Source organism: Xanthomonas vasicola pv. musacearum NCPPB 4379 (assembly GCF_000277895.2).
GTDB classification, from domain to species: Bacteria; Pseudomonadota; Gammaproteobacteria; order Xanthomonadales; family Xanthomonadaceae; genus Xanthomonas; species Xanthomonas vasicola.
The window spans coordinates 4,135,962-4,160,616 of record NZ_CP034655.1 but is presented as its reverse complement, the minus strand read 5'-3'; the positions used below and the strand labels follow the sequence as shown (position 1 = coordinate 4,160,616).

The 24,655-nt window shown below is 64.0% G+C and carries 23 protein-coding genes, 1 other RNA gene and 1 pseudogene; 8 read left to right on the top strand and 17 right to left on the bottom strand.

What is annotated here, in order from left to right; translation table 11 throughout:
• Positions 1–74 precede the first annotated feature (74 nt).
• Positions 75–3,258, top strand: a pseudogene (locus KWO_RS22690) (TonB-dependent receptor domain-containing protein).
• 840 nt (positions 3,259–4,098) lie between these two features.
• Here the strand turns inward: KWO_RS22690 and thiE are convergent.
• Entirely contained in the window at positions 4,099–4,722 is a 624-nt protein-coding gene (gene thiE / locus KWO_RS19165; protein ID WP_010377129.1) for a thiamine phosphate synthase, read from the bottom strand.
• Positions 4,723–4,745: 23 nt separating this feature from the next.
• Here thiE and KWO_RS19160 point away from each other — a divergent pair, with 23 nt between their 5' ends.
• Positions 4,746–4,985 carry a rubredoxin gene (locus KWO_RS19160; protein WP_017112973.1) on the top strand — a complete coding sequence of 80 codons (240 nt, stop codon included), beginning with the start codon at positions 4,746–4,748 and terminating at the stop codon, positions 4,983–4,985.
• A 201-nt stretch (positions 4,986–5,186) separates the two neighbouring features.
• On the opposite strand, the gene KWO_RS19155 is transcribed toward KWO_RS19160, so the two are convergent.
• The 8 genes from KWO_RS19155 to KWO_RS19120 form a co-directional block, all read right to left on the bottom strand.
• Positions 5,187–6,032 carry a SirB1 family protein gene (locus tag KWO_RS19155; protein WP_010377128.1) on the bottom strand — a complete coding sequence of 282 codons (846 nt, stop codon included), beginning with the start codon at positions 6,030–6,032 and terminating at the stop codon, positions 5,187–5,189.
• Positions 6,033–6,225: 193 nt separating this feature from the next.
• Positions 6,226–6,672 carry a DUF192 domain-containing protein gene (locus tag KWO_RS19150; protein ID WP_017112974.1) on the bottom strand — a complete coding sequence of 149 codons (447 nt, stop codon included), beginning with the start codon at positions 6,670–6,672 and terminating at the stop codon, positions 6,226–6,228.
• 161 nt (positions 6,673–6,833) lie between these two features.
• Positions 6,834–7,481 carry a ribose-5-phosphate isomerase RpiA gene (gene rpiA / locus KWO_RS19145; RefSeq protein ID WP_017112975.1) on the bottom strand — a complete coding sequence of 216 codons (648 nt, stop codon included), beginning with the start codon at positions 7,479–7,481 and terminating at the stop codon, positions 6,834–6,836.
• A 93-nt stretch (positions 7,482–7,574) separates the two neighbouring features.
• Complete coding sequence (locus KWO_RS19140) at positions 7,575–8,045, bottom strand: EVE domain-containing protein (RefSeq protein ID WP_010377122.1); 471 nt, start codon at positions 8,043–8,045, stop codon at positions 7,575–7,577.
• Positions 8,042–8,632 carry a 5-formyltetrahydrofolate cyclo-ligase gene (locus KWO_RS19135; RefSeq protein ID WP_010364471.1) on the bottom strand — a complete coding sequence of 197 codons (591 nt, stop codon included), beginning with the start codon at positions 8,630–8,632 and terminating at the stop codon, positions 8,042–8,044. The genes KWO_RS19140 and KWO_RS19135 overlap by 4 nt, the downstream gene beginning before the upstream one ends.
• 331 nt (positions 8,633–8,963) lie before the next feature.
• A non-coding RNA gene (gene ssrS, locus KWO_RS19130) (6S RNA) lies at positions 8,964–9,147 on the bottom strand.
• Between the two features lie 95 nt (positions 9,148–9,242).
• Positions 9,243–9,542 (bottom strand): cell division protein ZapA, encoded by a 300-nt coding sequence (locus tag KWO_RS19125; RefSeq protein ID WP_010364474.1) that lies wholly within the window; start codon positions 9,540–9,542, stop codon positions 9,243–9,245.
• The gene (locus KWO_RS19120) at positions 9,539–9,760 is read right to left on the bottom strand and encodes a TIGR02449 family protein (protein ID WP_003486122.1); all 222 of its coding nucleotides are present in this window, start codon (positions 9,758–9,760) and stop codon (positions 9,539–9,541) included. The genes KWO_RS19125 and KWO_RS19120 overlap by 4 nt, the downstream gene beginning before the upstream one ends.
• A gap of 235 nt (positions 9,761–9,995) precedes the next feature.
• On the opposite strand from KWO_RS19120, the gene KWO_RS19115 reads away from it, so the two are divergent.
• The gene (locus KWO_RS19115; protein ID WP_010377119.1) at positions 9,996–10,538 is read left to right on the top strand and encodes a YecA/YgfB family protein; all 543 of its coding nucleotides are present in this window, start codon (positions 9,996–9,998) and stop codon (positions 10,536–10,538) included.
• A 10-nt stretch (positions 10,539–10,548) separates the two neighbouring features.
• Positions 10,549–11,889 carry an aminopeptidase P N-terminal domain-containing protein gene (locus KWO_RS19110; protein ID WP_010377117.1) on the top strand — a complete coding sequence of 447 codons (1,341 nt, stop codon included), beginning with the start codon at positions 10,549–10,551 and terminating at the stop codon, positions 11,887–11,889.
• A 205-nt stretch (positions 11,890–12,094) separates the two neighbouring features.
• On the opposite strand, the gene KWO_RS19105 is transcribed toward KWO_RS19110, so the two are convergent.
• From KWO_RS19105 to rph, 8 genes are all read right to left on the bottom strand, one after another.
• Positions 12,095–12,490, bottom strand: coding sequence for an XVIPCD domain-containing protein (locus KWO_RS19105; protein ID WP_010364490.1), 396 nt, complete (start codon positions 12,488–12,490; stop codon positions 12,095–12,097).
• 159 nt (positions 12,491–12,649) lie between these two features.
• Entirely contained in the window at positions 12,650–13,975 is a 1,326-nt protein-coding gene (gene pepQ / locus KWO_RS19100) for a Xaa-Pro dipeptidase (RefSeq protein ID WP_010377115.1), read from the bottom strand.
• Between the two features lie 212 nt (positions 13,976–14,187).
• Complete coding sequence (locus KWO_RS19095) at positions 14,188–14,535, bottom strand: PilZ domain-containing protein (protein ID WP_010364497.1); 348 nt, start codon at positions 14,533–14,535, stop codon at positions 14,188–14,190.
• Complete coding sequence (locus KWO_RS19090) at positions 14,532–16,958, bottom strand: DUF1631 domain-containing protein (RefSeq protein ID WP_010377113.1); 2,427 nt, start codon at positions 16,956–16,958, stop codon at positions 14,532–14,534. The genes KWO_RS19095 and KWO_RS19090 overlap by 4 nt, the downstream gene beginning before the upstream one ends.
• A gap of 166 nt (positions 16,959–17,124) precedes the next feature.
• Positions 17,125–18,282: a radical SAM family heme chaperone HemW gene (gene hemW / locus KWO_RS19085; protein WP_010377110.1), complete on the bottom strand. Its 1,158-nt coding sequence runs from the start codon at positions 18,280–18,282 to the stop codon at positions 17,125–17,127.
• Between the two features lie 15 nt (positions 18,283–18,297).
• Positions 18,298–18,897 (bottom strand): RdgB/HAM1 family non-canonical purine NTP pyrophosphatase, encoded by a 600-nt coding sequence (rdgB, locus tag KWO_RS19080; protein WP_010364503.1) that lies wholly within the window; start codon positions 18,895–18,897, stop codon positions 18,298–18,300.
• Positions 18,894–19,286: a VOC family protein gene (locus KWO_RS19075; protein ID WP_010377108.1), complete on the bottom strand. Its 393-nt coding sequence runs from the start codon at positions 19,284–19,286 to the stop codon at positions 18,894–18,896. Before KWO_RS19075 ends, rdgB begins: the two co-directional genes overlap by 4 nt.
• The gene (gene rph, locus KWO_RS19070; protein WP_010377106.1) at positions 19,283–20,008 is read right to left on the bottom strand and encodes a ribonuclease PH; all 726 of its coding nucleotides are present in this window, start codon (positions 20,006–20,008) and stop codon (positions 19,283–19,285) included. The genes KWO_RS19075 and rph overlap by 4 nt, the downstream gene beginning before the upstream one ends.
• 109 nt (positions 20,009–20,117) lie before the next feature.
• Here rph and KWO_RS19065 point away from each other — a divergent pair, with 109 nt between their 5' ends.
• The 4 genes from KWO_RS19065 to KWO_RS19050 all read left to right on the top strand — a co-directional run bounded on the left by KWO_RS19065 (position 20,118) and on the right by KWO_RS19050 (position 24,613).
• Positions 20,118–20,978: a YicC/YloC family endoribonuclease gene (locus tag KWO_RS19065; protein ID WP_010364509.1), complete on the top strand. Its 861-nt coding sequence runs from the start codon at positions 20,118–20,120 to the stop codon at positions 20,976–20,978.
• 151 nt (positions 20,979–21,129) lie between these two features.
• Entirely contained in the window at positions 21,130–21,741 is a 612-nt protein-coding gene (gene gmk, locus KWO_RS19060) for a guanylate kinase (RefSeq protein ID WP_010377105.1), read from the top strand.
• Positions 21,742–22,013: 272 nt separating this feature from the next.
• Positions 22,014–22,313, top strand: a complete 300-nt coding sequence (rpoZ, locus tag KWO_RS19055; protein ID WP_002812428.1) for a DNA-directed RNA polymerase subunit omega — start codon at positions 22,014–22,016, stop codon at positions 22,311–22,313.
• A 128-nt stretch (positions 22,314–22,441) separates the two neighbouring features.
• A complete protein-coding gene (locus KWO_RS19050; RefSeq protein WP_010364523.1) occupies positions 22,442–24,613 on the top strand; it encodes a RelA/SpoT family protein in 2,172 nt (723 codons plus the stop codon).
• The last annotated feature ends 42 nt before the right edge of the window (positions 24,614–24,655 follow it).

Genomic DNA, 24,655 nt, shown 5'->3' with positions numbered 1-24,655 from the left:
AAAGTGTGATTTCGGTAGCCATTGGCACCGTTCGTTTGTCGCCTTGCCGACAGTTCAAGACCTGGGGAGAGAGCATGAACCGTAGTATCCAGAAGCGTGCCTTGGCATTGGCATTGGTCATGGCCATGGGCAGCGTCCACGCGCAGTCCACCACCGGCAGCATCGTCGGCAGCGTGGGGCAGGGCAGTGGCACGAGCGTGCTGGTGGAAAACAACAGCGGCTTCAGCCGCGAGGTGGCGGTGGACGCACGCGGCCGCTACACCGCCGGCAATCTGCCGCTGGGCACCTACAAGGTGACGGTCAAGCGCGATGGCGCAGTGGTGGAGACGCGCGAGAACGTCGCCATCACCGTCGGGGCCAACACAGACGTGTCCTTCGCTGCCAGCGCAGCCGCGGGGAGCGGCGTGCAGACGCTGGACAGCGTCACCGTCAGCGCCGCCAGCCTCACCACCATCGACGTCAGCAGCGTGGATACGCGCACCGTGGTCACCGCCGAACAGTTGCAGCAACTGCCGCTGGGCCGCACCGCCGAAGCGATCGCGCTGCTGGCACCGGGGGTGGTGGTCAACAGCGGCGGCTTCGACAATGGCCCGCTCGGCGGCTCGCTCCCCAGCTTCGGCGGCTCGGCCGCCAGCGAAAACGCGTACTACCTCAACGGCTTCAACACCACCACCATCAGCAACAACCTGGGCGGCCTGACCCTGCCGTACGGCGCCATCGACCAGCAGGAAATCTTTACCGGCGGCTACGGCGCGCAGTACGGCCGCGCCAACGGCGGCGTGATCAACCAGATCGGCAAGCGCGGCACCAATGAGTGGAAGTTCGGCGCTGCAGTGATCTGGGAGCCGAACGGCCTCAAGGCCAATCAGCGCGACATCTATTGGCGCCCGGACAGCCAGGGCAGCACCATCAACAATGCCGCTTACCGCTACGCGCGTGCGGCCAATGGCCTGTATCAGCCGGCCAGCGAGGCCGAAGCCAACCAGACCACCTACAGCGCCTATGTCGGCGGACCGATCATCCAGGACAAGCTGTTCTTCTTCCTGGCCGCCGAGCAGGTGAACTCTGACGGCATCCGCGTGGGCACCAACCGCGACACCGACAACGGCCGTACCGGCGGCCTCACCGATTACGACTACAAACAGAAGCGCTGGTACGCCAAGGTGGATTGGAACATCACCGACAATCACCTGATCGAGGTGACCGGTGCCAGCGACGTCGCCGAAACCAACGGCTCTATCTATCGCTACGACTATCTTGCGCGTGAGCGCGGTGCGTATTTCACCGATGAATCCACCTGGAAAACCGGGCCGACGCTGTTCACCGGCAAGTACACCGGCTATCTGGGCGATAACCTCACCGTGACCGCGCTCTACGGCAAGATGAGAACGCCGGACGAACTGACGCCGTTCAACTACGACGCGGCCGGCGGTCCGGTGATCAACAGTGCCGCATTGCAGAATCCTGCCTACACCGGCGGCACACCGCGCATCGGCAACCAGTTGGTCAGCTCGGTCAGCTCGCCGGACCGCGAATACAAAAAAAGACAACCAGCGCTTGAACTTGGAATGGCGCCTTGGTCACCACACGCTCAACTTCGGTATCGATAACCAGAAGTCCGAAGGTATCGATGTCGGCTCGATCCTCTCTGGTCCCGGCTATGCCTGGACCTACGGCCAGACCAATGATCCCTATGGGCTGGCCACCGGTGGGCTGGTCAGTCAATCGGCCAACGAAGCCGGCGGCGTCGGTGCGCCGAGCCCGGGTTTGGTGGATCCGGTCAATGGATCCAGTGGCTACTACGTGGTGCGCAACATCAATACCAGCCTGTATTCGTACGAGGCCAAGCAACGCGCCTACTACATCGAAGACAAGTGGCAGGTCACCGACAATCTGCTGCTGAGCCTGGGCCTGCGCAAGGACGAGTTCACCAACTACACCCCGTTCGGCGATCCCTATATCGAAATCGATAATGCCTGGGCGCCGCGCTTGGGCTTTAGCTGGGACGTCAATGGCGATTCCAGCCTGAAGGTGTTCGGTAACCTTGGTCGTTACTACCTTGGTCTGCCGCTGTCCGCGGTGAGCCTGTTCACCCCGGCGACCACCACCGATACCTACTTCACCTACAGCGGCATCAATGCCGATGGCGCGCCAATTTTGGCGCAGCAGTTGGGTTCGGCGGTGTCGGCCAACTCGCGCTTCGGCCGCATTGCCGATGTGCGTACGGCGGTGGTCAAGGATATCGAAGGCGAAAATCAGGACGAACTCATCCTCGGTTTTACCAAGCAACTCGATAGCGGCTGGGTGCTGGGCGTGCGCGGCACGCATCGCCGCCTCAATGCCGGTATCGACGACCAGAACTACGATGTCTCCAATACCGCGTTGATCGACGCGGCGGCGGCGCAAGGCGTGACCATCGATTTTTCCAAGGTGGCGGGCGCTTCGTTGATCAATCCGGGCCAGACCAATACCTGGGGGGTGATCGGTACCGATGGCCAGTTCCACGAAGTGTCGGTGAGCCGCGAAGCGGCCGGTTTCCCGAAGTTCAAGCGCAATTATTCGGCGGTGGAATTCAATCTTGAGCGTCCGTTCGACGGCAAGTGGTACGCCAAGGTCAACTACGTCTGGTCGCATAGCTACGGCACCACCGAAGGCCAGGTGCGCTCGGATCTGTGGCGCACCGGCGGCGCACTCGGCAGCTATCAGGGCCAGGCATCGGTCTCGACCACACAGAGCTGGGACCACCCTGCGTTGATGGAACACTTCAACGGCGATCAATCCAACGATCATCGCCATCAGCTCAAGCTGTTCGGGTTCTATCAGTTCACCCCGCAATGGGGCGCATCGGCCAATTTCAGCCTGATTTCCGGCGCTCCGCATAACTGCCTGGGTAACTACTACGGGACCGAATACAGCGGCCGTGATCCGGCCGGCTACGGCGGCAGCGCCATCACCGGCGGCCCGTACCACTACTGCTACAACCCGGAAACCGGCACCGGTGTGGCATCGCCTCCGGGTTCGCAGGGACGCTTGGGCTGGATCGCGCAGCTGGATATGGGCGTGACCTACAAGCCGGCGTTTGCCGACGGCAAGCTGGCGTTGCGCTTGGACGTGTTCAACATCACCAACGAGCAGACCGCGAGCAACATCTACCCGTTCTCGCAGCTGCCCGACAACACCACCAACCCGCTATGGGATCAGGTCGTCGCCTATCAGGCGCCACGCTCGGGTCGGGTGACGTTGAGCTACGACTTCTAATCGCGTCATTCGATAACTGCAGTCTCGGCAGCGACGCGTGATGGCACGCGTCGCTGTTTTTGTTTTGGAGACGGCGCTCAAATGGACATCATTCTGATGCGCGAGAACACGCCGCCTGGGCCACGACTTGACTGAGCGCACTTCACATCACGCACGCTTTCCCAAGACGATTGACCAACTGTCTGGTGCGGTGTCCTTGCCGATTGCAGGACCGTTGGCGGCAAGGATGCTGACATCAAGCACGCAGGGATGGATTCAAGCGTAGCCTGCGAGCGGTGAGGACATCGCGCCCTAAAGTCTTTGCGTTTATTGCAAGGCCCTTGCCCGCCCACCATCTCGGGACACGCTGCAAGTACGTCCTTGTAAGCTCCTTGGCGGCATCCATGCCGCCAAGGGTCCCGCGACGGTGAGCGGGCAAGGGCCAGTGGAGATGGTCGGTGGGCGTGGCACAAGCAGTGCATTGCGCAACCCATTAAACGAAGCACGTGTCAGCTCATTCGATTTCTGTCGCAATGCCTATCGGATGTCATGGTCAATCGATCCGCAGCAGTCACCCAATCGACAAATGCGGCAAGCTGTTCGTAGCAGTGAGCCGCTTTTCGTTAGCTGCCAGCCAACTATCTGGTGCGGTGTCCTCGCCGATTGCGGGACCGTTGGCGGCATGGCGAGCCTCCATGAACGGATTCACGGCGTGTCCCGTGAACGGCGAGGGCGCCGCGCGCTCGACGCAATCCGGCCTTTTTTAATCAAGAGATGCAGCGAACTAAGGACGCACTAGCTTGCAGCGCATTACAAGCCTTGGACGGAAGCTCGAGCCTGCAAGCCAAAACGCTTGCCGCCTTAAGAACCAAACCCCGCGCGATACGCCTGCACTGCAGCAACCGGATCCGGTGCCGCGTACACGCCACTGACTACGGCAATCAAATCGGCACCCGCAGTCACCAGCGCAGGCACCTGCGCGGGCGCAATGCCACCGATCGCCACGCGCGGCAGGTGCAGTTCGGCGGCCCGCTGCAGTAACGCAGGCGTGGCACGCCGTGTCGTCTGTTTGGTGGTGGTCGGGAAAAACGCACCGAAGGCCACATAGCTGGCGCCCGCTGCGGCTGCCGCGCGCGCGCGCTCGATCTCGTCGTAGCACGACACCCCGATGATGGCCTGCTTGCCCAGCAGCGCGCGTGCCGCCGCTACATCACCATCGTCTTCGCCCAGATGCACGCCTTGCGCACAGACCTGCGCCGCCAACTGCGCATCGTCGTTGATGATCAATGGCACACCGTGTGCCGCGCACAATTCGTGCAAGGCGCTGGCCTGACGCAGCCGCAGCGCCGCGTCCGCTTGCTTGTTGCGGTATTGCAGCCAGGTGATCGACGCCAGCAATGGCGCCGTGCGCAGGAGCAAGCGCTGCGTGTTGGGCTCGTCCGGGGTGATCAGGTACACACCGCGAACGTTAAGACGGTTGGGCATGTCAGCGCTTCCGAAAGCGGTGGATGGGATGGGACAATGTAGCCCCACCGTTGCATGACCGCGATTATCCGATGAGCGAGACATCCACGACCACCTACCGCACCTGGATGTGCGTCGTCTGCGGGTTTCTCTACCACGAGGCCGACGGCATCCCCGAAGAAGGCATTGCCCCGGGTACCCGCTGGCAGGACGTGCCCGACACCTGGACCTGCCCCGATTGCGGCGTGACCAAGGACGATTTCGAGATGGTGGAGGTCGACTGAGCTGCCGTTGGAGGGGCGTCATCAGACACTGACCACTGCAATGGCGCTGCTGGAATGAGTCCGGCTGCAACGATTGGCACTACGGTGGCGGCGTCGAGTGGGAACCGGATTGGGGGCAGACTAATGCCTGCTTTCCTGAGAACCAAAGAACAGCGCCCCACTAGGGCAGCTTGACGGTGGCGAGCGGTTGCTTACGCCCGATCAATGCGCCCGTGAGCGCTGGCTGTTCAATTCCACCAGGTGCTCGTGCAAATTAGCCGCGTCCTGTGCGCCCGGGTTGAGTACCAGGTAGCGCGAGAGATCGTGGCGTGCGCCGTTGCGGTGGCCCAGATGCAGATAGGCCATGCCGCGGTCGCGCAGGGCCTCGGGTTGGTCGGGCACCAGCTTCAGGATGCGGTCGGCGCTGCGGGCAGCGCGGTCCCAGTGCTCGGCATCGGCATAGACGCCGTGCAGGTTGCGCAGGATGCGGATCAAGATCGAGCGGTGCGGGGCGGGGTCGAGAATCTGCGCCAGCGCGCGGTCGTCGGGAATTTCGCCGCCCAGATGCGGGCGGGCACGTTCGCGCAGCTCATCCACGCCCAGCGGACGGCCGCCGTTGAACGGGTCCATCACCAGGACGCCGTCATCTACCGGCAGACGCACCAGGAAATGGCCGGGAAACGACACCCCCGCCAACGGGATGCCCAGCCGGCGGGCGACTTCGATTTGCACCATCGCCAGCGAAATCGGGTTGCCCAGCCGGCGCTCGAACACCTGGTTGAGGTAGCTGTTGCGCGGGTCGTAGTACTCGTCGTGATTGCCCGAGTAGCCCAACTCGTCGAACAGGTAGCGATTGACCGCCGCCATCTTCAGCGGCCACAGATCAATCGCGTCGACCTCGCGGCGCAGATGCTCGACGTGGCTCTGCACCAGCGTGTCGTAGAGCTCGGCATTCAGCTGCGGATACTCGTCGCGCGCGATCAGCAGCGCGGTGGACATTAACGGCACCGCATCGTCGTCCAGGTTGGCGAGCGCGGTCCAATGGGGAAGTGGGAGCATGTCGACCATGCTGCAAGAGTGTCGGCAAGCGGCGCAGGGTTCAAGTCCGGCACTTCCTGACAGTGACGCGTGCCGCGTGCCGGCGGAATGCCGTTGAGCGCTCCGTCAACGGGCGCGGTTACTGGTTCGGCAGGTATCGCGCCGGTATTGTCGGGAGGCATGCCAAGCGCTCGCCGGATGTCCAATGACCTGGATGCAGCGTTTATTTCAGCGTCGGGATGTCCGGGCTGAAGGTCAGCGTCGCACCGTCCCTCAGGCCGAGTTTGGCGGCCTGGCCGGCGTTGAGCTCCAGCACATAGCGCGCCGGCTGCTTGCTGGGGTAGGGCGGGCAGGCGTCGCCGGCCGAACACGGCGGCACATCGCGCTGCTGCGAGACAAGCTGGCGCTTCTCATTGAAATACAGGATATCCAGCGCGATCTTGGTGTTCTTCATCCAGTACGCCATCGGCTCCTGGCGGTCGTGGATGAACAGCATGCCGCGGTCTTCGTCCATGGCATCGCGGAACATCAGGCCCTTGGCGCGATCAGCGTTGTTCTGCGCCAGCTCTACCTTGTAGCGCGTGCCCGCGAGTTCCACCCAGCTGTCGCCGCTACTGGCGCAGCCGCCGAGCAGGATCAAGAACGCAAGGGCAAGAGAACGACAACGCATAAGGCATACCAGCGGGCGGGGATGCCGCACCATCTGGCAAGCGGCCACGTGCGTCAAGCTGCTGCGGTGCGGTGTTAGGGCATTGCGAACGCGATGGGTCCGGCCCGAATCGCTTCGCAATGCGGGCCTAAATTGCGCGTACGCGTGCAAGCGCGCGATGTTCAGATCACCCGCGGCGGTTCACCGCCGATGATCACCACATCGGCCGGGCGCCGCGCGAACAGACCCACGCACACCACGCCAGGAATCTGGTTCAAGCTGCGCTCCAGTGCTACCGGGTCGGTGATCTGCAGGTTGTGCACGTCCAGCACCACATTGCCGTTGTCGGTCACCACGCCATCGCGCCACACCGGCTGACCACCGGTGAGCGCCAGGATCTGCCGGGCCACCAGGCTGCGTGCCATCGGAATCACTTCCACCGGCAGCGGGAACTTGCCCAGCACCGGCACCTGCTTGCTCGGGTCGACGATGCAGATGAAGCGCTCGCTGGCCTCGGCGATGATCTTCTCGCGTGTCAGCGCGGCGCCGCCGCCCTTGATCAGGCAGCGGTTCGGGTCGCACTCGTCGGCACCGTCCACATACAGCGACAGATTGCCGGTGTGGTTGAGGTCCAGCACCTCGATGCCGTGCTGGCGCAGGCGCGCGGTGCTTTGTTCGGAGCTGGACACTGCACCCTTGATGCGATGGCCGATGCGGCCCAGTGCGTCGATGAAGTAGGCCACCGTCGAGCCGGTGCCGACTCCGACGATCATGCCGTCTTCCACGTAATCGATCGCTTTCTCGGCGGCCAGGCGTTTTGCTTCGGACATTGTTGAGGCTCGGGATTGGGGAATCGGGAATTGCAAGAGCGGCTGGGCTGAGTCGGGATATGCAAATCTCACATCCCGACTCCCTGTTCCCGGCTATTCCATCGCCAGCAACAGCTTCCACTGCGCGGCGGTCACCGGCAGGATCGACAGGCGGTTGCCGCGCGCGATCAGCGGGAAGCCTTCGCCCAGTGCATCGGCCTGTTGCTTGATTTCATCCAGCGAAATCGTGCGTGTGAGTTTGCGCTCGAATGCCACGTCCACCAGCATCCAGCGCGGATCTTCGCGGCTGGACTTGGGGTCGTGGTAATCGGATTTCGGATCGAACTGGGTGTCATCCGGATACGCCGCGCTGGCCACCTTGGCGATACCGACGATGCCAGGCACCTTGCAGTTGGAATGGTAGAAAAACACGCTTTCGCCAACGTGCATGCCATCGCGCATGAAGTTGCGCGCCTGGTAGTTGCGCACACCGTTCCACGGTTCGGTGCCGACGCGTTCCAGATCATCGATGGAGAACGTGTCCGGCTCGGACTTCATCAACCAGTAGCGCTTGCGGGCAGTCATTCGGAAACGGCGTCGTCTTTCAGGAAGGTGGCGTGTTCGGTGCAGATAGCGTCGACCGCCACATCCCACGTTTCGGTGGGCAGGGCGGACACCTGCTGCGCAGCGAAGCCGACGCCGACCAGCCAGGGCGGCGGCGCCTGGCGATGCCGGAACGCGAAGCTGCGATCATACCAGCCGCCTCCCATACCCAGCCGGCGGCACGCTGCATCGAAACCGGTCAAGGGGGTGATCACCAGCGCCATCTCTTCTGGTGCCAGCGTGTCGGCGCGGTCCACCTCCGGCTCGGGAATGCCGTAGCGGTTGCTCACCAGCGGCTGGCCCGGTCGCCACGGCGCAAAGCGCAGCACGCGCCCATCCAGCACCGGCAGGCAATAGCGCACTTCGCTTGGTAGGGTCAGTTGCCAGCGATGCAGCGCAATTTCGCCATCCATCGCCCAGTACCCCGCCACGGCGCCGCTGCGCGGTGCGAACGGCAGCGCCAGCAAACGCTCCGCCAACGCATCGGCTGCGGCCAAGCGTTGCATTGCCGGCAGGCTGCGTCGGTGTGCGCGTAATTGCTGACGCAACGCATCTCGGTCCTCGGTCATCGGTGTCTCGCGGCACAATCGGTGCTGCATTGTCGATGGCGCACGTGCGTGTGCCTAGCGGCGCGTGCAGTGCTGCCCTGGAGACACAACTTCCAGTTGCATGCGCTGCTTGCAAACACACGGCGCTTGCACCACCGCCATGCGGGGCTGGAAAGCGTGGCGAGGGCACAGCGCAGTGCACACTGCCGTCGCGCACGCGCGTTGGAGCCGCGCCAGAACAGAGGACATGTAAACAACACGTCTGCATCGCCGACGCAGTCATCGCCATCGCAGGCGCTCAAATTTCGGGCACACAAAAAGAAACGACGCCCGAAGGCGCCGTTTCAGATTTGCATTCTCCGCCATGACGATGCGGGCGAAACGACCTTGAACCCGGGGTTCAAGTGGGGACGTTGTGAGGCCATCGGGCTTCCCGCTACAAGGCGGACTTGCACACCCAGCTTCGTCGCGCCCCCGTGGTCGTAATTAAGGGACAAGGCGAATGTTTTGCACGCTGTCGTTTACAGCAGAGAACGCAGGCGAATTATAGACCTCTGCGCCGCGATGGCTAGCCCATTCGTCGGCCGACGGGCTTGAGGATTCATATTTGCGATCGCAGTGCGAATTCCACTTAGCGCGGCGTGTCGGCAATGCTGTCGAGCCGGCGATTCAAGGTGTCCAGCGTATTCGCCAATTCGCGGTCGTAGAGCGCCTGCTGTTCGCGCAGTTGCTGCAACTCATGCGCCAGATTGAGCGCAGCCAGCACGGCCACACGGTCCACCGCCGCCATGCGATTGCTGCCGCGGATCTCGCGCATGCGTAAATCCAGCAGACGCGCCGCGGCGGTCAGACTTTCGCGTTCGTCCGCAGTCACGCCCACCGTGTATTCACGATCCAGAATACGCACGCTGACCGGTTCGTTGTTGCTCACGTGTGCTGCTCCAGTGACTTCAAGCGGGCGATCATCGCTTCCACACGCGAGCGCGCCTGCTCGTTCTTGGTCAACAGTTGCGAACGCTCGCCGATCAACTGCTCTTGTTGATGACGCAGGCTGCGGTTCTCGTCGGTGAGCCGTTGGGTACGCTCCACCAAGGCCTCTACGCGGGCAGCGAGGGCGCGGATCTGAGCGAGGGCGGCAGCGTTGTCCATGCGCTCACGATAGGGGCGCGTGCGCGCGGCGGTCAAGCGTCCTCGTATGCCCTGGCCGTTAGCGTGAGCCCAAGCGTTGCAAGGCTCCGGGTAAAATCTAGACAGGCCAGCCTCATACGCGTGGAACGCTGCATGGAACGCAGACTGCGGCCCATGCGGGTTGCCTTGATACACTGGGAAGTCATATCGCCGGCCCTGCGTCGGCACCTTATCGCTCTTCAGCCTGGATGACCCGATGGATCTGCCCGACGTAACCGCTGTGCAAAACGAAAGCCGTCAGCTGGCGCTGGCGTCCTCTGCGGCGGAGTTGCATGGCGGGCTGTGCGGGTGGCTCTCCGGCGGCGGTGCCGACAGCGTCGACTGGCTGGCACGCATTCTGGCCGACACCGGCCAGGGCGCACCCAAGCAGGGCGGGGCGCTGGATCAGCTGCGGCAGGCCACCGTGGCGCAACTGGAAGACCGCGATTTCGCCTTCGAGCTACTGCTTGTCGAAGACGGCGCCCCGTTGCCGGCGCGTACAGATGCCTTGTTCGACTGGTGCCGCGCCTTCCTGGGTGGATTTGGTCTGGCTGCGCAGCAGCGCCCGGCACTGAGCGAAGAAGGCGAGGAAGCGTTGCAGGACCTGGCGCGTCTGGCGCAGGCGTCCAGCGACGACTTCGACGCGGCCGATGAAGACGACACTGCACTGGCCGAGATGGAAGAATTCGTGCGCGTGGCAGTGCTGTTGCTGCATGGCGACTGCGTGATGGGGCCGCGTTTCCGGCAACGTCTGAACTGATCGGCCCGCCATGAAGAAGCTCACCGGGATCGGCACGGCCGAATACGCGCGCCGGCGCAAGCAGCTGATGCAGATGGCTGGCGAGCAGGCGATTCTGATTCTGCCGGCCGCGCCCGAGCGCGTGCGCAGTCACGACACGCACTATCCGTACCGGCAGGATTCGGATTTCTGGTATCTGAGCGGGTTTCCGGAGCCGGAAGCAGTACTGGTGCTGGTGCCCGGCCGCAAGCATGGCGAAGCGATTTTGTTCTGTCGCGAGCGCGACGCCGAGCGCGAAGCCTGGGATGGCCCGCGCGAAGGTCAGGAAGGCGCGGTGGAGCGCTACGGCATGGACGACGCGTACCCCATCGACGATGTCGACGAGATCTTGCATGGCCTGTTGGAAGGGCGTAGCCGCGTGTACTACCACTTCGGGCGCAATGTCGATTTCGATCTCAAGTTGATCGGCTGGCTCAAGCGGGTGCGCGAGCAGGTGCGCCATGGTGCGCAGCCGCCGCATGAATTTTTAGAGCTGGGCCATTTGCTGCACGAGCAGCGCCTGTTCAAGTCGCGCGACGAAATCGCGCTGATGCAGCAGGCTGCAGATATCAGTGTGCGTGCGCATCGCGCAGCAATGCGGCTGGCGCGGCCGGGTGTGCATGAGTACGAATTGCAGGCCGAGGTCGAGCGCGAATTCCGCGCTGCCGATGCGTGGCCTGCGTACGGCAGCATCGTCGGCACTGGCAGCAATGCCTGTGTACTGCATTACCGCGCCAACAACGCGCGCAGCCGCGATGGCGAGCTGGTGCTGCTCGATGCCGGTGCCGAATACCGCGGCTATGCGGCCGACATCACCCGCACCTTTCCGATCAACGGGCGTTTCACGTCGGCGCAGCGTGCGTTGCACGATCTGGTCGGTGCTGCGCAGGCGGCCGCGCTCGCGCAGGCGCGTCCCGGCGTGGCCTACGAAGCCGGGCATCTGGCGGCAGTGGAAACCTTGACTGAAGGGCTGCTGCAACTGGGTCTGCTCAAGGGCAAGCTGGAGCGCAACATCGTTGATGGGCAGTACAAGCGCTTTTATCGACACAAGACCGGCCATTGGTTGGGCCTGGATGTGCACGATGTGGGCGACTACCGGCTGGGCGGCGACTCGCGCCTGCTCGAACCCGGCATGGTGTTCACCATCGAACCGGGCCTGTACGTGTCTGCCGACGACACCTCGGTAGAGGCCAAGTGGCGCGGCATCGGCATTCGCACTGAAGACAATGTGCTGATCACGGCCGACGGGCACCGCGTGCTCACCGATGCGTTGGCGCGCAGTGCCGACGAGATTGAAAAAGAGATGGCCGATCGCGACGCAGCGCGCGCGTAGCGCTGCAAGACCAACTTAGAGCGGGCGTGACGCAAATTTGTGCAACGCGCTGCAAGCACGCCTGCGCCGCCGGTGTTGCGCCGAATGCGGGCGCTTTCCCCAGCGGATGGCGTCGTCGCTTAAGCCGCGCTCTGTCGCTCAAGCTATTTTCTGCCTGGCGCATCGTCGAGATGACGCGCCAGGCCACTTGTTGTAAGCCGTTCTATTAACTGAGCTGCTGCGTCTGCGTGCGTTCTGGCTGCTGCACTGGCTCGCTCGGCCCGGCGAGTTGCCGCGCGCGCTCGAACGACTGTTCTTCCGGTGTGGCGAGCGCTTGTTCGGTTTTCATGTGCGCGCGCAGATGTGCCGGGTTGGCCGGGTCGCCTTGCACGACGAATACGTTTTCGCCGCCGTGCACGCCGCGATTGTTCGCTTCGCTCATCAGCACGTGATCCACGCGCGACAGCCCGCCTTCCTTGGCCAGCGGCAACAAGGCTGCGGTGAGGCGGGCGCTGGTTTGGTCGGGCGTGCGGCCATGCGCCGCATCGATCGCATGCACGCCGCGTTCGATCTGCTGATACATCGGGTGGTCTGGGTGCGAGGTCTGGCGTGGATCGTTCATGGCAATGTTCCGTGTGTGGTGGTGCTGAAACGTCGCGGTGCGTTACCGGGTGATGGAAGGCGCGGCTGCTCCCAGTGTAGGCGCGCTGCATGTCGATGCCGGGTTTAACCGTTCCGGCCAGGCACTGGGCGCCATGAAGTTTTCAGGCGCGATTGCTACTCATGCGGCGGCGAAGACCGGGCGGGTCAGATTTTCAGCGCTGCCGTCAGTGCACACCACCTCGTCTTCGATGCGGATGCCGCCGTAGGGCCTGAATTCTTGCACGCGCTGCCAGTTGACGCTGGCGGCGTGGCCGTTCTTCTTCACTTCGTCCAGCAACATGTCGATGAAGTACACGCCGGGCTCGATCGTGACCACCATGCCGGGCTCCAGCATGCGGGTCAGGCGCAGATACGGGTGGCCGGCCGGGCGCTCGATGCGGCCGCCGCGGTCGCTGGCGGAAAAACCGGCTACATCGTGCACCTGCAGGCCGATCAAGTGACCAAGGCCGTGCGGGAAGAACGCAGCGCTGACGCCGGTGACCACTGCGGCTTCCGGCGAGACGGTGAGAACGCCGAATTCCTTGAGGATGCCCATCAATGCCAGATGCGCATCAATGTGCAACTGCTTGTAGTCCACGCCGGCACGCACGTTCTGGCCCATGCGCAATTGCGCAGCATCCATCGCAGTGATCAATGCCTGAAAGTCGCTGCCGGGGTCGGCGGCATAGGTGCGGGTGATGTCGCTGGCGTAGCCGTATGCCGAGGCGCCGGCGTCGATCAGGAAGCTGCGCAGCGGTTGCGGCGGCTGTTGGCCCAGTTCGGTGTAGTGCAGCACTGCGCCGTGTTCGTTGAGCGCAATGATGTTGCCGTACGGCAACTCATTGGCGTCCTGGCCCACCGCCGCGCAATACGCCATATGGATACCGAATTCGCTCTGGCCGGCACGGAACGCGGCTTCCGCTGCACGATGGCCGCGCACCGCCAGTTGCTGGGCAATGCGCAGCAATGCCAGCTCGTACGGGGTCTTGAACGCGCGCTGGTATTCCAGGTAATCGAGCACCGGCTGTGGGTTGTTCGGCACGTATGCACCGAGCGTGCTTTGTGCCTCGCCAAGAATCGCGCAGCGCTCGGGCTGTTTGGGCAGCAGTGCCAACGCTTCGTCCGGCGTGCGGATGATGTGGAGGTCGCAGTGTTCCACCCACCAGCCGCTGGGGGCATCGGGCACCACGTGCCAGTAGTCGAACGGCTGATAGAAGATCACCGTCGGGCGCTTGCCCGGCGTGTAGACCAGCCAACTGTTGGGCACCCGTGTCAGCGGCACCCAGGCCTTGAATTGCGGGTTGACCGCGTAGGGGTAATCGCGGTCGTCGAACAGTTGGTAATGCGTGCTGCCGCTGGGAACCACCAGATGCTCGAAGCCGCCGCGCTGCAGCGCTTCGTCGGCGCGCGCGGTGAGCGTGCGCAGGTGGTCGGAGTACAGGCTGCTCAAGGAGGGCTGTGTCATGCGGGGCTCGATCGGCAATGCAAAGGCAATGCGCAATTTTGCCGCAATCCGTGCAACGGCGCTGTGTCTTGAAGTGGCCGACAAAACGTATTGCGTGATCGTCTCAGCTGGGCGTGGACGGCACACAGGAACCGCGGCTGACGCGTGGTAATTAGCGTACCGAACACCAGCGGCGCCTCTTGATGGCTGCACAGTCGTGGTGGCAGCGGCACTTAGCCAGCCATATGCTCTTCGGCGATCCAGGCGCGCAGGCGCTGCCGGTGCGGTTCGGACATGGTCAGAAAGCGCACCCCGGCCCAGGATTGCCCGGGCGCATGCGCAGCTTCGGACCACAGCAAATGCACGCCAACATCGATCTCGGTAGCGCGGCCAACCCGTTCGGGCAGCGTGAAGCGCAACTGATACAAGGCGTCGTCGTGTAGCGGGACCGACCCCAACAACAGCATGCCGGTTTCGGACAGGTTGCCGACCCGGCCGATCTGCGCTTCGGTCATCGTGTCGATGACCGGCAGCAGGTCGGTCGGCTGCCGGCGCGGTGCGCGGCGGGTGTCCTGGATCATGGCTGTGCCTCGGTAACAGGCGACTGGCCGGCCAGGCTGCGCAGCGTGCGCACGGTGGCATGCCAGGCGCGATCGATCAGACGCGATTTTTCTTCCACCAGCAGACGTGCCTGCCCACCGGCCATCAGCCGCGCCAGGCTATCCAGCGAGTGCTCGCCAACCTTCTGCCCGCGTTGATTCACGAACAGGGCGTTGCCGGTCATCGGGCTGTACCAGGACAGGCGTTGCCGGCGCAGATCGTGTTGCTGGTTGACCACGAATTCGAACCAGGTGCCGAACGGCAAGCTGCGCAGCTGTGCGTAGCATTCCTCTTCGGCCGGCGTGCGCGGCGTGGCCGCCGGCTTGCGCGGAGCGCTGTCGCCCTGGTCGCCGAGCCGGGTACGCGTCTTGAGTTTGGCCGCAAGCTCGGTGCGCGAGGTCACTTCGTCCTCGCCCCCGGGCGTGGACAAGCGGCGCGCGATCGCCGCCGCTTCATCGTGGTGATACCCCACCTGCAGCAGCGCGGTTTCAACATCGGTGCCGAGTGCGATGTCGGTGGGCTGGCCCTTGCTGCGGCAGGTGACCTCGGCAATGCGTGCGGTCAGCGCCTGGCGCTCGTCCCATTCGGGCGACTGCTCGCCCTGACGCAGCAAGGTCAGCGTAAGCACATCCGACCAAGCCTGGCGCAGTAGCGATTGCACGAAGCGCGGTGGCGCGCTTTGTTCGCAGAGTTGCTCGATGCGTGCTTCGGCCAGCTGCTTGGCCGATTCCAGACGCTCTTTGCCGCGCGCAGCATCCACATGACGTCGCTCGGTTACCTCGGCCTTGCGCGCGAGTGCGCGCAGATGCGTCTGGATGTCGTCGTTGGCTGCGGCGAAAACCGCCTCGTCGCCCTGATAGTGGTTGACGATTTTGTCGACCGCGCTACCCAGCTTGTGCAGCAGTTGCGGGTCGATATCGTCCTCGCTCAGCCACACGGCACCGGATTCGGCCACGGTGTTGAGCAGTTCGCGCACCGGGTGCTGGTCGCGCACGAAAAAATGCGAATCGGCCAATGCCGCGCGCGCTACCGGCACCTGCAACTTGGCCAGCAATGCCTGCGCTGGCGTCTGCTCGCGCACCTCGCGCTGCATCTGCGCGTAGAGCAGGCCGAGCAGGTCGAAGGTATCGTTGTCCTGCGGCGCCAGCACGGCATTCGGGCCGTGCTCACTGCGCAGCAACTCCAGCACCTGGCGCTGCACTGCATCGATCCCCGACGCTTGCGGCGTCGCTACGGCCTGCGTGGCCAGCGCACCCTGCAGGCTGGCGAGCGCATCGCCGAGCGCAGCCTTGGGCACGGCAGCGGCGGCGCCTTGCTGCGATGGCTGGGCCGCTGCTGCGAGCGACGTGGCGGAGGGCGCCATCGCGTTGTTGGCTGGCACGCCTGCACCTGCGTGACCTGCGTGCACAGCTGCCTGCGATTGCCGTGCCGATGCCATCAATCCGCCCAGCGCCTGCACTGCATCGTTGAGCGCCGGCGGCACCGCCTGCGCGGGTGCAGCCATTGCAAGCGCTGGTGGCGCAGCAGCGTGATCCAGCAAGGCACTCTGCCAGGCCGTCGGCGCGCCTTGGCCCGCCCAGCCAGTGGCAGGCCGCGGTATGCCGGTGGCTGCAGCATGACTGTTGGTTGCCGCAGCGTCTTTCGCGCCCTGTGCCGATGCCGGCAGCGTCCGCCGTGTCTGCACCTGCGTGGGCTTGACCAGATACGGGTGATAGATCAGTCCCGGCAGGATGCCTTCCTGGTCCAGCGTACTGTTGGCGCTTTCGAACAGATCGCCCAGGCGGTCCATCACCTGGCGCTCGAACACCTTGTACAGCGTCAGCTGTCCCTCCAGGCTCAGCCCCAGCGTTTCCCCGCACTGACGGAGGATTCGGCATAACGCGTACGGGCCAAACGGTAATTCTTCCAGCTCGAATTCGGGCAACGTACCGATCACCGCCAGGCGCTGCGCCAGCAAGAGCAGAGCATCGGCGCGCCGCGATGTTTCGCGACGTGCGATTTCGCTCAGCACGATGTCGCGATCGATATCGGTGTTTTCAACCAGGGTCAGCATCTGCGGTTGCGCTGCGACATCGGCCAATGGCGCCAGCACCGGGCGTTCGCGCAGGCCGGCCAGCGCCTTCGCCAGTTCCTGCAGAAACGCCTGCGGAAAGCGGTCGATGTGGTCGCGCAGGCCGCGCGTCTGTGCGTAGGTTTCAGCCTGGATCTGGCTGTTGCGCGCGTGCTCGGCCTGATGCAACAGCTCGCGTTCCAGCTCGACGACGGTCAGCCGCAGTGGTCCGCTCAGCGCCTGCACGCAATGCGCGTGCAGCAGGCCGAGCAAGCGCCGGCCGCGCGCGGACACTGGCGCATCGGCAATCGGGCCGCTGAGTGCGGGGTGCAGGGAAGACACGGGCGTGGACATCCGGGGAGGCGGGCTCGGTTCGAAGCGTGAGCTATGTAGCATGTCTTTCCGCTGACTGCGCGGCATTGGCCTGCCTAGCGCATCTGGTTTGCGCAATGCCATGCACTGGAGGTGCGAGCATGCGCCACATGCATGCAGTCGATTAACCAGCGATGTTGCCGCGCCTTTAGCCCAGGAACAACTCGACCACATCATTGGTAAAGCGACGTCCCAACTCGGTCGGCACCACGCGCTCACCCTGCCGGGTCATCCAGCCCTGTGCCAGCGCGCGCGCCAGCGGCACCGCGATGACGGAAGCGGCAAGGCCCGTCGATGCCTCGAAATCGCTCAGCCGGAAGCCTTCGTGCAAACGCAGCAGGTTGAGCATGTATTCGAATGGCAGCCGTTCGCGGGGCACAATTTCATCGCCGCCGATGGATGCGGCAGTGCCTGCACTGGCCAGATAAGTCTGCGGATGCTTGTGCTTCCAGCGCCGCAGCACGTGCTCTTCGGCACCGGAGCTGATCTTGCCGTGCGCACCCGCACCGATGCCTAAGTAATCGCCAAAGCGCCAGTAGTTGAGGTTGTGCGCGCACTGCCGCCCCGGTTTTGCGTACGCGCTCACTTCGTACTGCGCATAGCCGGCGTCGGCCAGCAGGCGTTGACAGTGTTCCTGGATATCCCAGGCGGCATCGTCGTCGGGAATGCCTTTGGGTGGCCGCGCGAAGAACACCGTGTTCGGCTCGAGCGTAAGCTGGTAATGCGACAGGTGCGTGGGCTGCAGAGCGAAGGCGCGTTCCAAATCGTGCTCGGCCTGCGTCAGCGTCTGCTCGGGCAGTGCGTACATCAGGTCGATATTGAAATTATCGTAGCCGGCGTCTTGCGCCAGTTTGATCGCGCGCTCGGCTTCGGCACTGTCGTGAATGCGCCCGAGCCGTTGCAGTGCCACGTCGTCGAAGGTCTGCACACCGAAGCTCAGGCGGTTCACGCCCGCAGCGCGGTAGTGCTCGAAGCGGCCGTGCTCGGCGGTACCCGGATTGGTTTCCAACGTGATTTCAAGATTCGGCGCAAAACGCAGCCGCGCCGCGGCAGCTTGCAGAAAGCGGTCGATCGCTTCAGGCGGAAACAGGCTGGGCGTGCCGCCGCCGAAGAACACCGAATGCACCACGCGACCCCACACCAACGGCAGATCCGCATCCAGGTCGCGGGTCAGTGCGTCCACATAGTCCTCGAACGGCAATGCACCCTTGGCCGCATGCGAGTTGAAATCGCAGTAGGGGCATTTGCGCACGCACCAGGGCAGGTGCACATAGAGCGACAGCGGTGGCGGAATCAGTTGGGGCATTGCGCTAGGCGTGCTTTACAGCGACAACGCATGCAGCTTGTGCTGCAGCGTGGCCAGCGCCAACGCACGATGGCTCAGGCGATTCTTCAATGCGCTGTCCATTTCCGCGGCGGTCAGGCCGTACACCGGATCCAGAAACACCGGGTTGTAGCCGAAGCCGCCGTCGCCGCGCGGTTCGGTGGTGATCACGCCTTCCCAGCTGCCTTCAGCGATCAGCGGTTGCGGATCTTCCGGATGCCGCAGTAACACGATCACCGAATAAAACCGCGCGCTGCGGCGACCAGCCGGCACATCGCGCATCGCATCGAGCAACTTGGCATTGTTGGCCAGCGCGTTGGTTGGGCTGCCGGCATAGCGCGCGCTGTACAGACCGGGTGCGCCATCCAATGCATCCACGATCAAACCCGAATCATCGGCCAGCGCCGGCAAACCGGTCACTGCGCTGGCATGACGCGCCTTGATCAGCGCGTTCTCGACAAAGGTCAGGCCGGTTTCCGGAACATCGTCCACGCCGAGCTCGCCTTGCGCGACGATGCGCAGCGGCAGGTCGGCGAGCAGGGCGCGCAGTTCTTCCAGCTTGCCGGCGTTGCCGCTGGCCAGGACCAGTTGTTTCATTGCTTGGGCTCCAGCAGATCCCACTTGGTGCCGTACAGATCGCGAAACACTACGACCGTGCCGTACGACTCTTCGCGTGGGGCTTCCAGAAATTCCACGCCGAATGCCTGCATGGCCGCATGGTCGCGCCAGACGTCGTCGGTGTAGAGAAAATGATCCACCCGCCCTCCGGTCTGGTCGCCGATGCGCGCGCGCTGCGCGGCGTCGGCCGGCTGCGCGAGCAGCAAGCCGGCGTCCTGCGCGCCGCCCGGGCCGATCACTACCCAGCGCTTGCCGTCATCGAGCCGGCGATCTTGCAGCACATCGAAACCCAGTGCGCCGGTGTACCAGGCAATGGCCGCATCGTAATCGGCAACCAGCAAGGTGGTCAGGGCGATACGGCGGCTCATCCGGCCAGCGCAGCGCGTTGCAGTGCGAACAACGCGTCCATGCCCTTTTCGGCCAGTGCGAGCAGTGCGTTGAGTTCATCGCGACGGAAGGCATGACCTTCGGCGGTGCCCTGCAGCTCGATGAAGCCGCCACCATCGTTCATTACCACATTCATGTCGGTATCGCAGTCGCTGTCTTCCGGGTAATCCAGGTCCAGCACCGGCTCGCCGCGATAGATGCCCACCGAGACCGCAGCCACGGCGCCGATCAGCGGATGCTTCTTGATGTCGCCGCGCTTGAGCAGCAGGTTCACCGCATCGGCCAACGCAACGTAAGCGCCGGTGATGGCTGCAGTGCGGGTGCCGCCATCGGCCTGCAGCACGTCGCAGTCCAGGGTGATGGTGCGTTCGCCCAGCGCATTGCGGTCCACGCAGGCGCGCAGTGCGCGGCCGATCAAGCGCTGGATTTCCAACGTGCGGCCGCCCTGCTTGCCACGCGCAGCTTCGCGGTCGGAACGGGTGTGGGTGGAGCGCGGCAACATGCCGTATTCGGCGGTCACCCAGCCTTCGCCCTTGCCGCGCAGGAAGTTCGGTACGCGGTTTTCCACGCTGGCGGTGCACAGCACGCGGGTGTCGCCGAAGCTGACCAGCACCGAGCCTTCGGCATGGCGGGTGAAGGCGCGTTCGATGCGCACCGGGCGCAGCTGGTCGGCCGTGCGGCCGCTGGGACGGGAAAAGGTCATGCGATGAGTCCGGAAGTCGGGAGGTAGGTCTGGTGTCAGTGCGCAGCGTGCAGGCAGCTGGCAAGGACGGCTAGGGTACCATTCGCGCTTTGACGGCACGGGATTGACGATGATTCGAAGCATGACTGCGTTTGCTGGCGGCGAACGCATCACACCCTGGGGCACGCTCGGTTGCGAGCTGCGCTCGGTCAACCACCGCTTTCTGGAAGTGGGTGTGCGTCTGCCCGAGGAATTGCGTGCGCTGGAACCCCTGCTGCGCGAGCGTGTGGCAGCAAAAAGTAGCCGCGGCAAGCTGGATCTGACCCTGCGTCTGCGCGCGCCCGAAAACGCACAGACGCTGGCGGTCAACGAATCGCTGCTGCAGGAACTTGGCGCGCTGGCCACGCGGCTGGATGGCGTGTTTCCAAAATTGCAGGTGGGCTTTACCGATCTGCTGCAGCTGCCGGGCGTGCTGCAGGTGCAGGACGTGGACGCCGCCGCGCTGCAGGCGCAGGCGCTGGCGTTGCTCGACGAGCTGGTAGACAGCTTTGTTGCCGCACGCGAGCGCGAAGGCGCCAAGCTGGCCGAGGCGATCAGCGAGCGGGTGGATGCCATCGAACGTATCGCCGCCGACGTGCGCGTCTTGATTCCGGCGATTCGCGAAGGTCAGCGCGCCAAGCTGGCCGCGCGGCTGGCGGATCTGCCGCATCCGGTGGACCCGGGCCGTACTGAACAGGAATTAGTGCTGTGGCTGCAGAAGCTGGATGTAGACGAGGAGCTCGACCGCCTGTCCAGCCACATTGCCGAGATCCGCCGCGTGCTCAAGCAGCGCGAGCCGGTTGGTCGCCGTCTGGACTTCCTTTTGCAGGAGTTCAACCGCGAAGCCAATACGCTGGGCTCCAAGTCGGTGGACAGCCGCACTTCCAATGCCGCGGTGGACCTGAAGGTGCTGATCGACCAGATCCGCGAGCAGGTGCAGAACATTGAGTAGCGGAGATTCATGATTGGGGATTCGGGATTGGTGGACCGCAAATCCCGCGCCTCTGCGGACCGCGTTCAATCCCGGTAGCATGTCGACCCCGGTGGTACCGGTCCGCAGTTGCTTCGCGGCTTCCGACCCCCCAATCCCGAATCCTGATCCTATGCGCGGCACTCTCTATATCGTTGCGGCCCCCTCGGGCGCTGGCAAGAGCAGCATCGTCAACGCCACCCTGGCGCGCGACCCGAAGATCGCCCTGTCGATCTCGTTCACCTCGCGCGCGCCGCGGCCGGGCGAACGGCATGCCGAGCACTACCATTTCGTCTCCTCCGACGAGTTCCAGGGCATGATCGAAGCGGGCGATTTCTTCGAATACGCGCTGGTGCATGGCGACTGGAAGGGCACTGCGCGGCAGTCGGTCGAACCGCAGCTGGCTGCCGGTCACGACGTGTTGCTGGAGATCGACTGGCAGGGCGCGCGTCAGGTGCGCCAGAAAGTGCCCGACGCGGTCAGCGTGTTCATCTTGCCGCCCTCGCGCCAGGCGCTGGACGAGCGCATGCGCAAGCGCGGGCAGGACAGCGAGGAAGTGATGGCGCAGCGCTTAGCCGCCGCTCGCGAGGAAATGCTGCATTTCGAAGAGTTCGATTACGTGATCATCAACGAGACCTTCGACACCGCGGTGTCGGAGATGTGCGTCATCTTCACCGCCAGCCGACTGCGTCGGCAGGCGCAGCAGCAGCGGCATGCCGGGTTGATCCAGGCGCTGCTGGACTAAGCGCAGCGAATAATACGACTGTGCTCACCCTCAGGCGGGCGTAGCCGGTGATGGGTGCGGCGTGAACCACGTGCACGCTACGCGTCCTGCGCGCCTTCCACGCCCGCCTGACGACTGCTCGCCACGTTTCGGTATCTTCTCTCTAGTGGCCCAAACCGCTGATTCCCAAGGAAACTGAATAGGGGTTGGTTGCCGTGGCGCTGGCCCGGGCGTACACTCCGCCCCCTTTCCCTCATTCGATGCGCGGCCGTTGCTGGTCGCCGGGAGCCCGCATGGCCCGCATTACCGTAGAAGATTGCCTGGAAGTCGTGAACAACCGTTTTGAGCTGGTCATGATGGCCTCCAAGCGTGCCCGTCAGCTCGCCAACGGCGTGCAGCCGCTGATCGAAAATGCCGATGCCAGCGACAAGCCCACCGTGATGGCGCTGCGCGAGATCGCCGCACGCCGGATCGACAACGCGCTGATCGACGAAGTCGAGAAGGCCGAACGCGAGCGTGCCGAGCGCGAAGCACTGGAATGGGCCGCCGCTGAAGTGGTCGCCGACGAAGACATGTCCAAGAACGACGATTGAGTCCCAGCATCGCTGTAATCGATCCCAACAGCCCGCTGCGATGCGGGCTGTTTTCGTTTCAGGCCCCGTCAGTACGCCAGCGTGTGCAAACGTTTGCCGTCACTGCGTTGCTGGCATAGTCTTCCGGCATGAACCCAGGCCCCACTGCCCAGGCGACCGTCGTGACGTCTCCGTCTTCCGACCAGGCCATCCCCGACTACGTCCTGCACCTCGAACGCGCAGCCAGCTACCTACCCAAGGAGCAGCTGCCGATCCTGCGGCGTGCCTGGGAAGTCGGTGCCACCGCGCATGCCGGCCAGACCCGCAAGTCGGGCGAGCCGTATATCACCCATCCGGTCGCGGTAGCCGGCGTACTGGCCGAGCTGGGCCTGGACATGGAATCGCTGATCGCGGCGATCCTGCACGACACCATCGAAGACACGCCGCTGACGCGTGAAGAACTGGCGTCCGAGTTCGGCGAGGCGGTGGCCGAGTTGGTCGATGGCGTCACCAAGCTGGACAAGCTCAAGTTCCGCGACCGCCAGGAAGCGGCAGCGGAAAGTTTCCGCAAGATGCTGCTGGCGATGTCGCGCGATCTGCGCGTGATCATGATCAAACTGGCCGACCGCCTGCATAACATGCGCACGCTCGGCGCGCAGAGCACCGAAGCGCGCGGCCGCATCGCCCGCGAGACGCTGGAGATCTACGCACCCATCGCACAGCGCTTGGGCATGAGCCTGATCAAGTCCGAGCTGCAGAATCTGGGCTTCCGCGCGTTGTATCCGTGGCGCCACGCCATCATCGAAAAACACATTCGCAGCCAGCCGGTAGTGCGGCGCGAATCGATGGCGCAGGTGGAAGTGCAGCTGTCGCAGCGGCTGGCCAAGGAAGGGCTGGAGCATCGGCTGGTCAGCCGCATCAAGACGCCCTGGAGCATCTATTCCAAGATGCACGAAGAGAACAAATCCTTCGACCAGGTGATGGACGTGTTCGGCTTCCGCTTGGTGGTGCGCACGGTGGCCGATTGTTATCACGCACTCGGCGCGGTGCATGCCAGCTTCAAGCCGCTGGACGGGCGCTTCCGCGATTTCATCGCGATCCCCAAGGCCAACGGCTACCAGTCGTTGCACACCGTGTTGTTCGGCCCGTACGGCTCGCCGATCGAGGTGCAGATCCGCACCGAAGAAATGGATCTGATCGCCGAGCGTGGCGTGGCTGCGCACTGGACCTACAAGGTCGGTTCGGCCTCGCCCAACAGCGCGCAGAGCCGCGCGCACGACTGGATCGTGGAGCTGATCGATTCGCAGCGCGCCGCCGGCTCGTCGCTGGAATTTCTCGACAACGTCAAGGTCGACCTGTTCCCGGACGAGGTCTATCTGTTTACGCCCAAGGGCAAGATCCTGGCGTTGCCGCGCAATTCCACCGCGCTGGATTTCGCCTACGCGGTGCATACCGATGTGGGCAACCGCGCCGTGGCCTCGCGCGTGGACAAAAAGCTGGTGCCGTTGCGTACCAAGCTGATCAGCGGCCAGGCAGTGGAAATCATCACCGCGCGCTCGGCCACGCCCAAGCCCCAGTGGCTGGAATTCGTGGTCAGCAGCAAGGCGCGCACCGCGATCCGTCACCAGCTCAAGCAGCTCGAGCACGAAGATGCCGTGCAGCTTGGCCACCGCATGCTGGACCGCGCGCTGGAAGCAATGGACTCTTCGTTGGAGCGGCTGCCCAAGGGCCGCCTGGACGCTTTTCTCAACGAGCACCGCTATCCGCGTTTGGAGGCCCTGTTGGCCGACGTGGCGCTTGGTAACTGGATGCCGAATCAGGCTGCACAGGCGCTGATGGCTTACGCGGAATTGCGTGGTGTTGGCCTGTCCAAGCATTCGCATGAAAAGATCCTGATCGACGGCAGCGAACGTGGCGTGATCAGCTTCGCCAACTGTTGTCAGCCAATTCCCGGCGACGAAATCATGGGCTACCACACCGCCGGCAAGGGCATTGTGGTGCATCGCCTGGATTGCCCGAACCTGGCCGAGCTGCGCAAATCGCCCGAGCGCTGGGTGCCGATCGACTGGGATTCCAGCGTGACCGGCGACTACGACACCGCGCTGGTGGTCGAAGTCGAAAACCGTACCGGCGTACTGGCGCAGTTGGCCGCAGCCATCGCGCAGAGCCAGTCCAACATCGAACGCGTGGACTATCTGGACCGCGACTTCAATGCGGCGGTGCTGCGTTTCAATATCCAGGTGCGCGACCGCCGCCACCTGGCCGAAGTGATGCGCCGGCTGCGGCGTTTGCATGTGGTGCAGAGCGTCGGGCGCCAGTAGCGCCTGGCGCGCTCGTGCAACAGTCGAGCAAATCCGCACAAA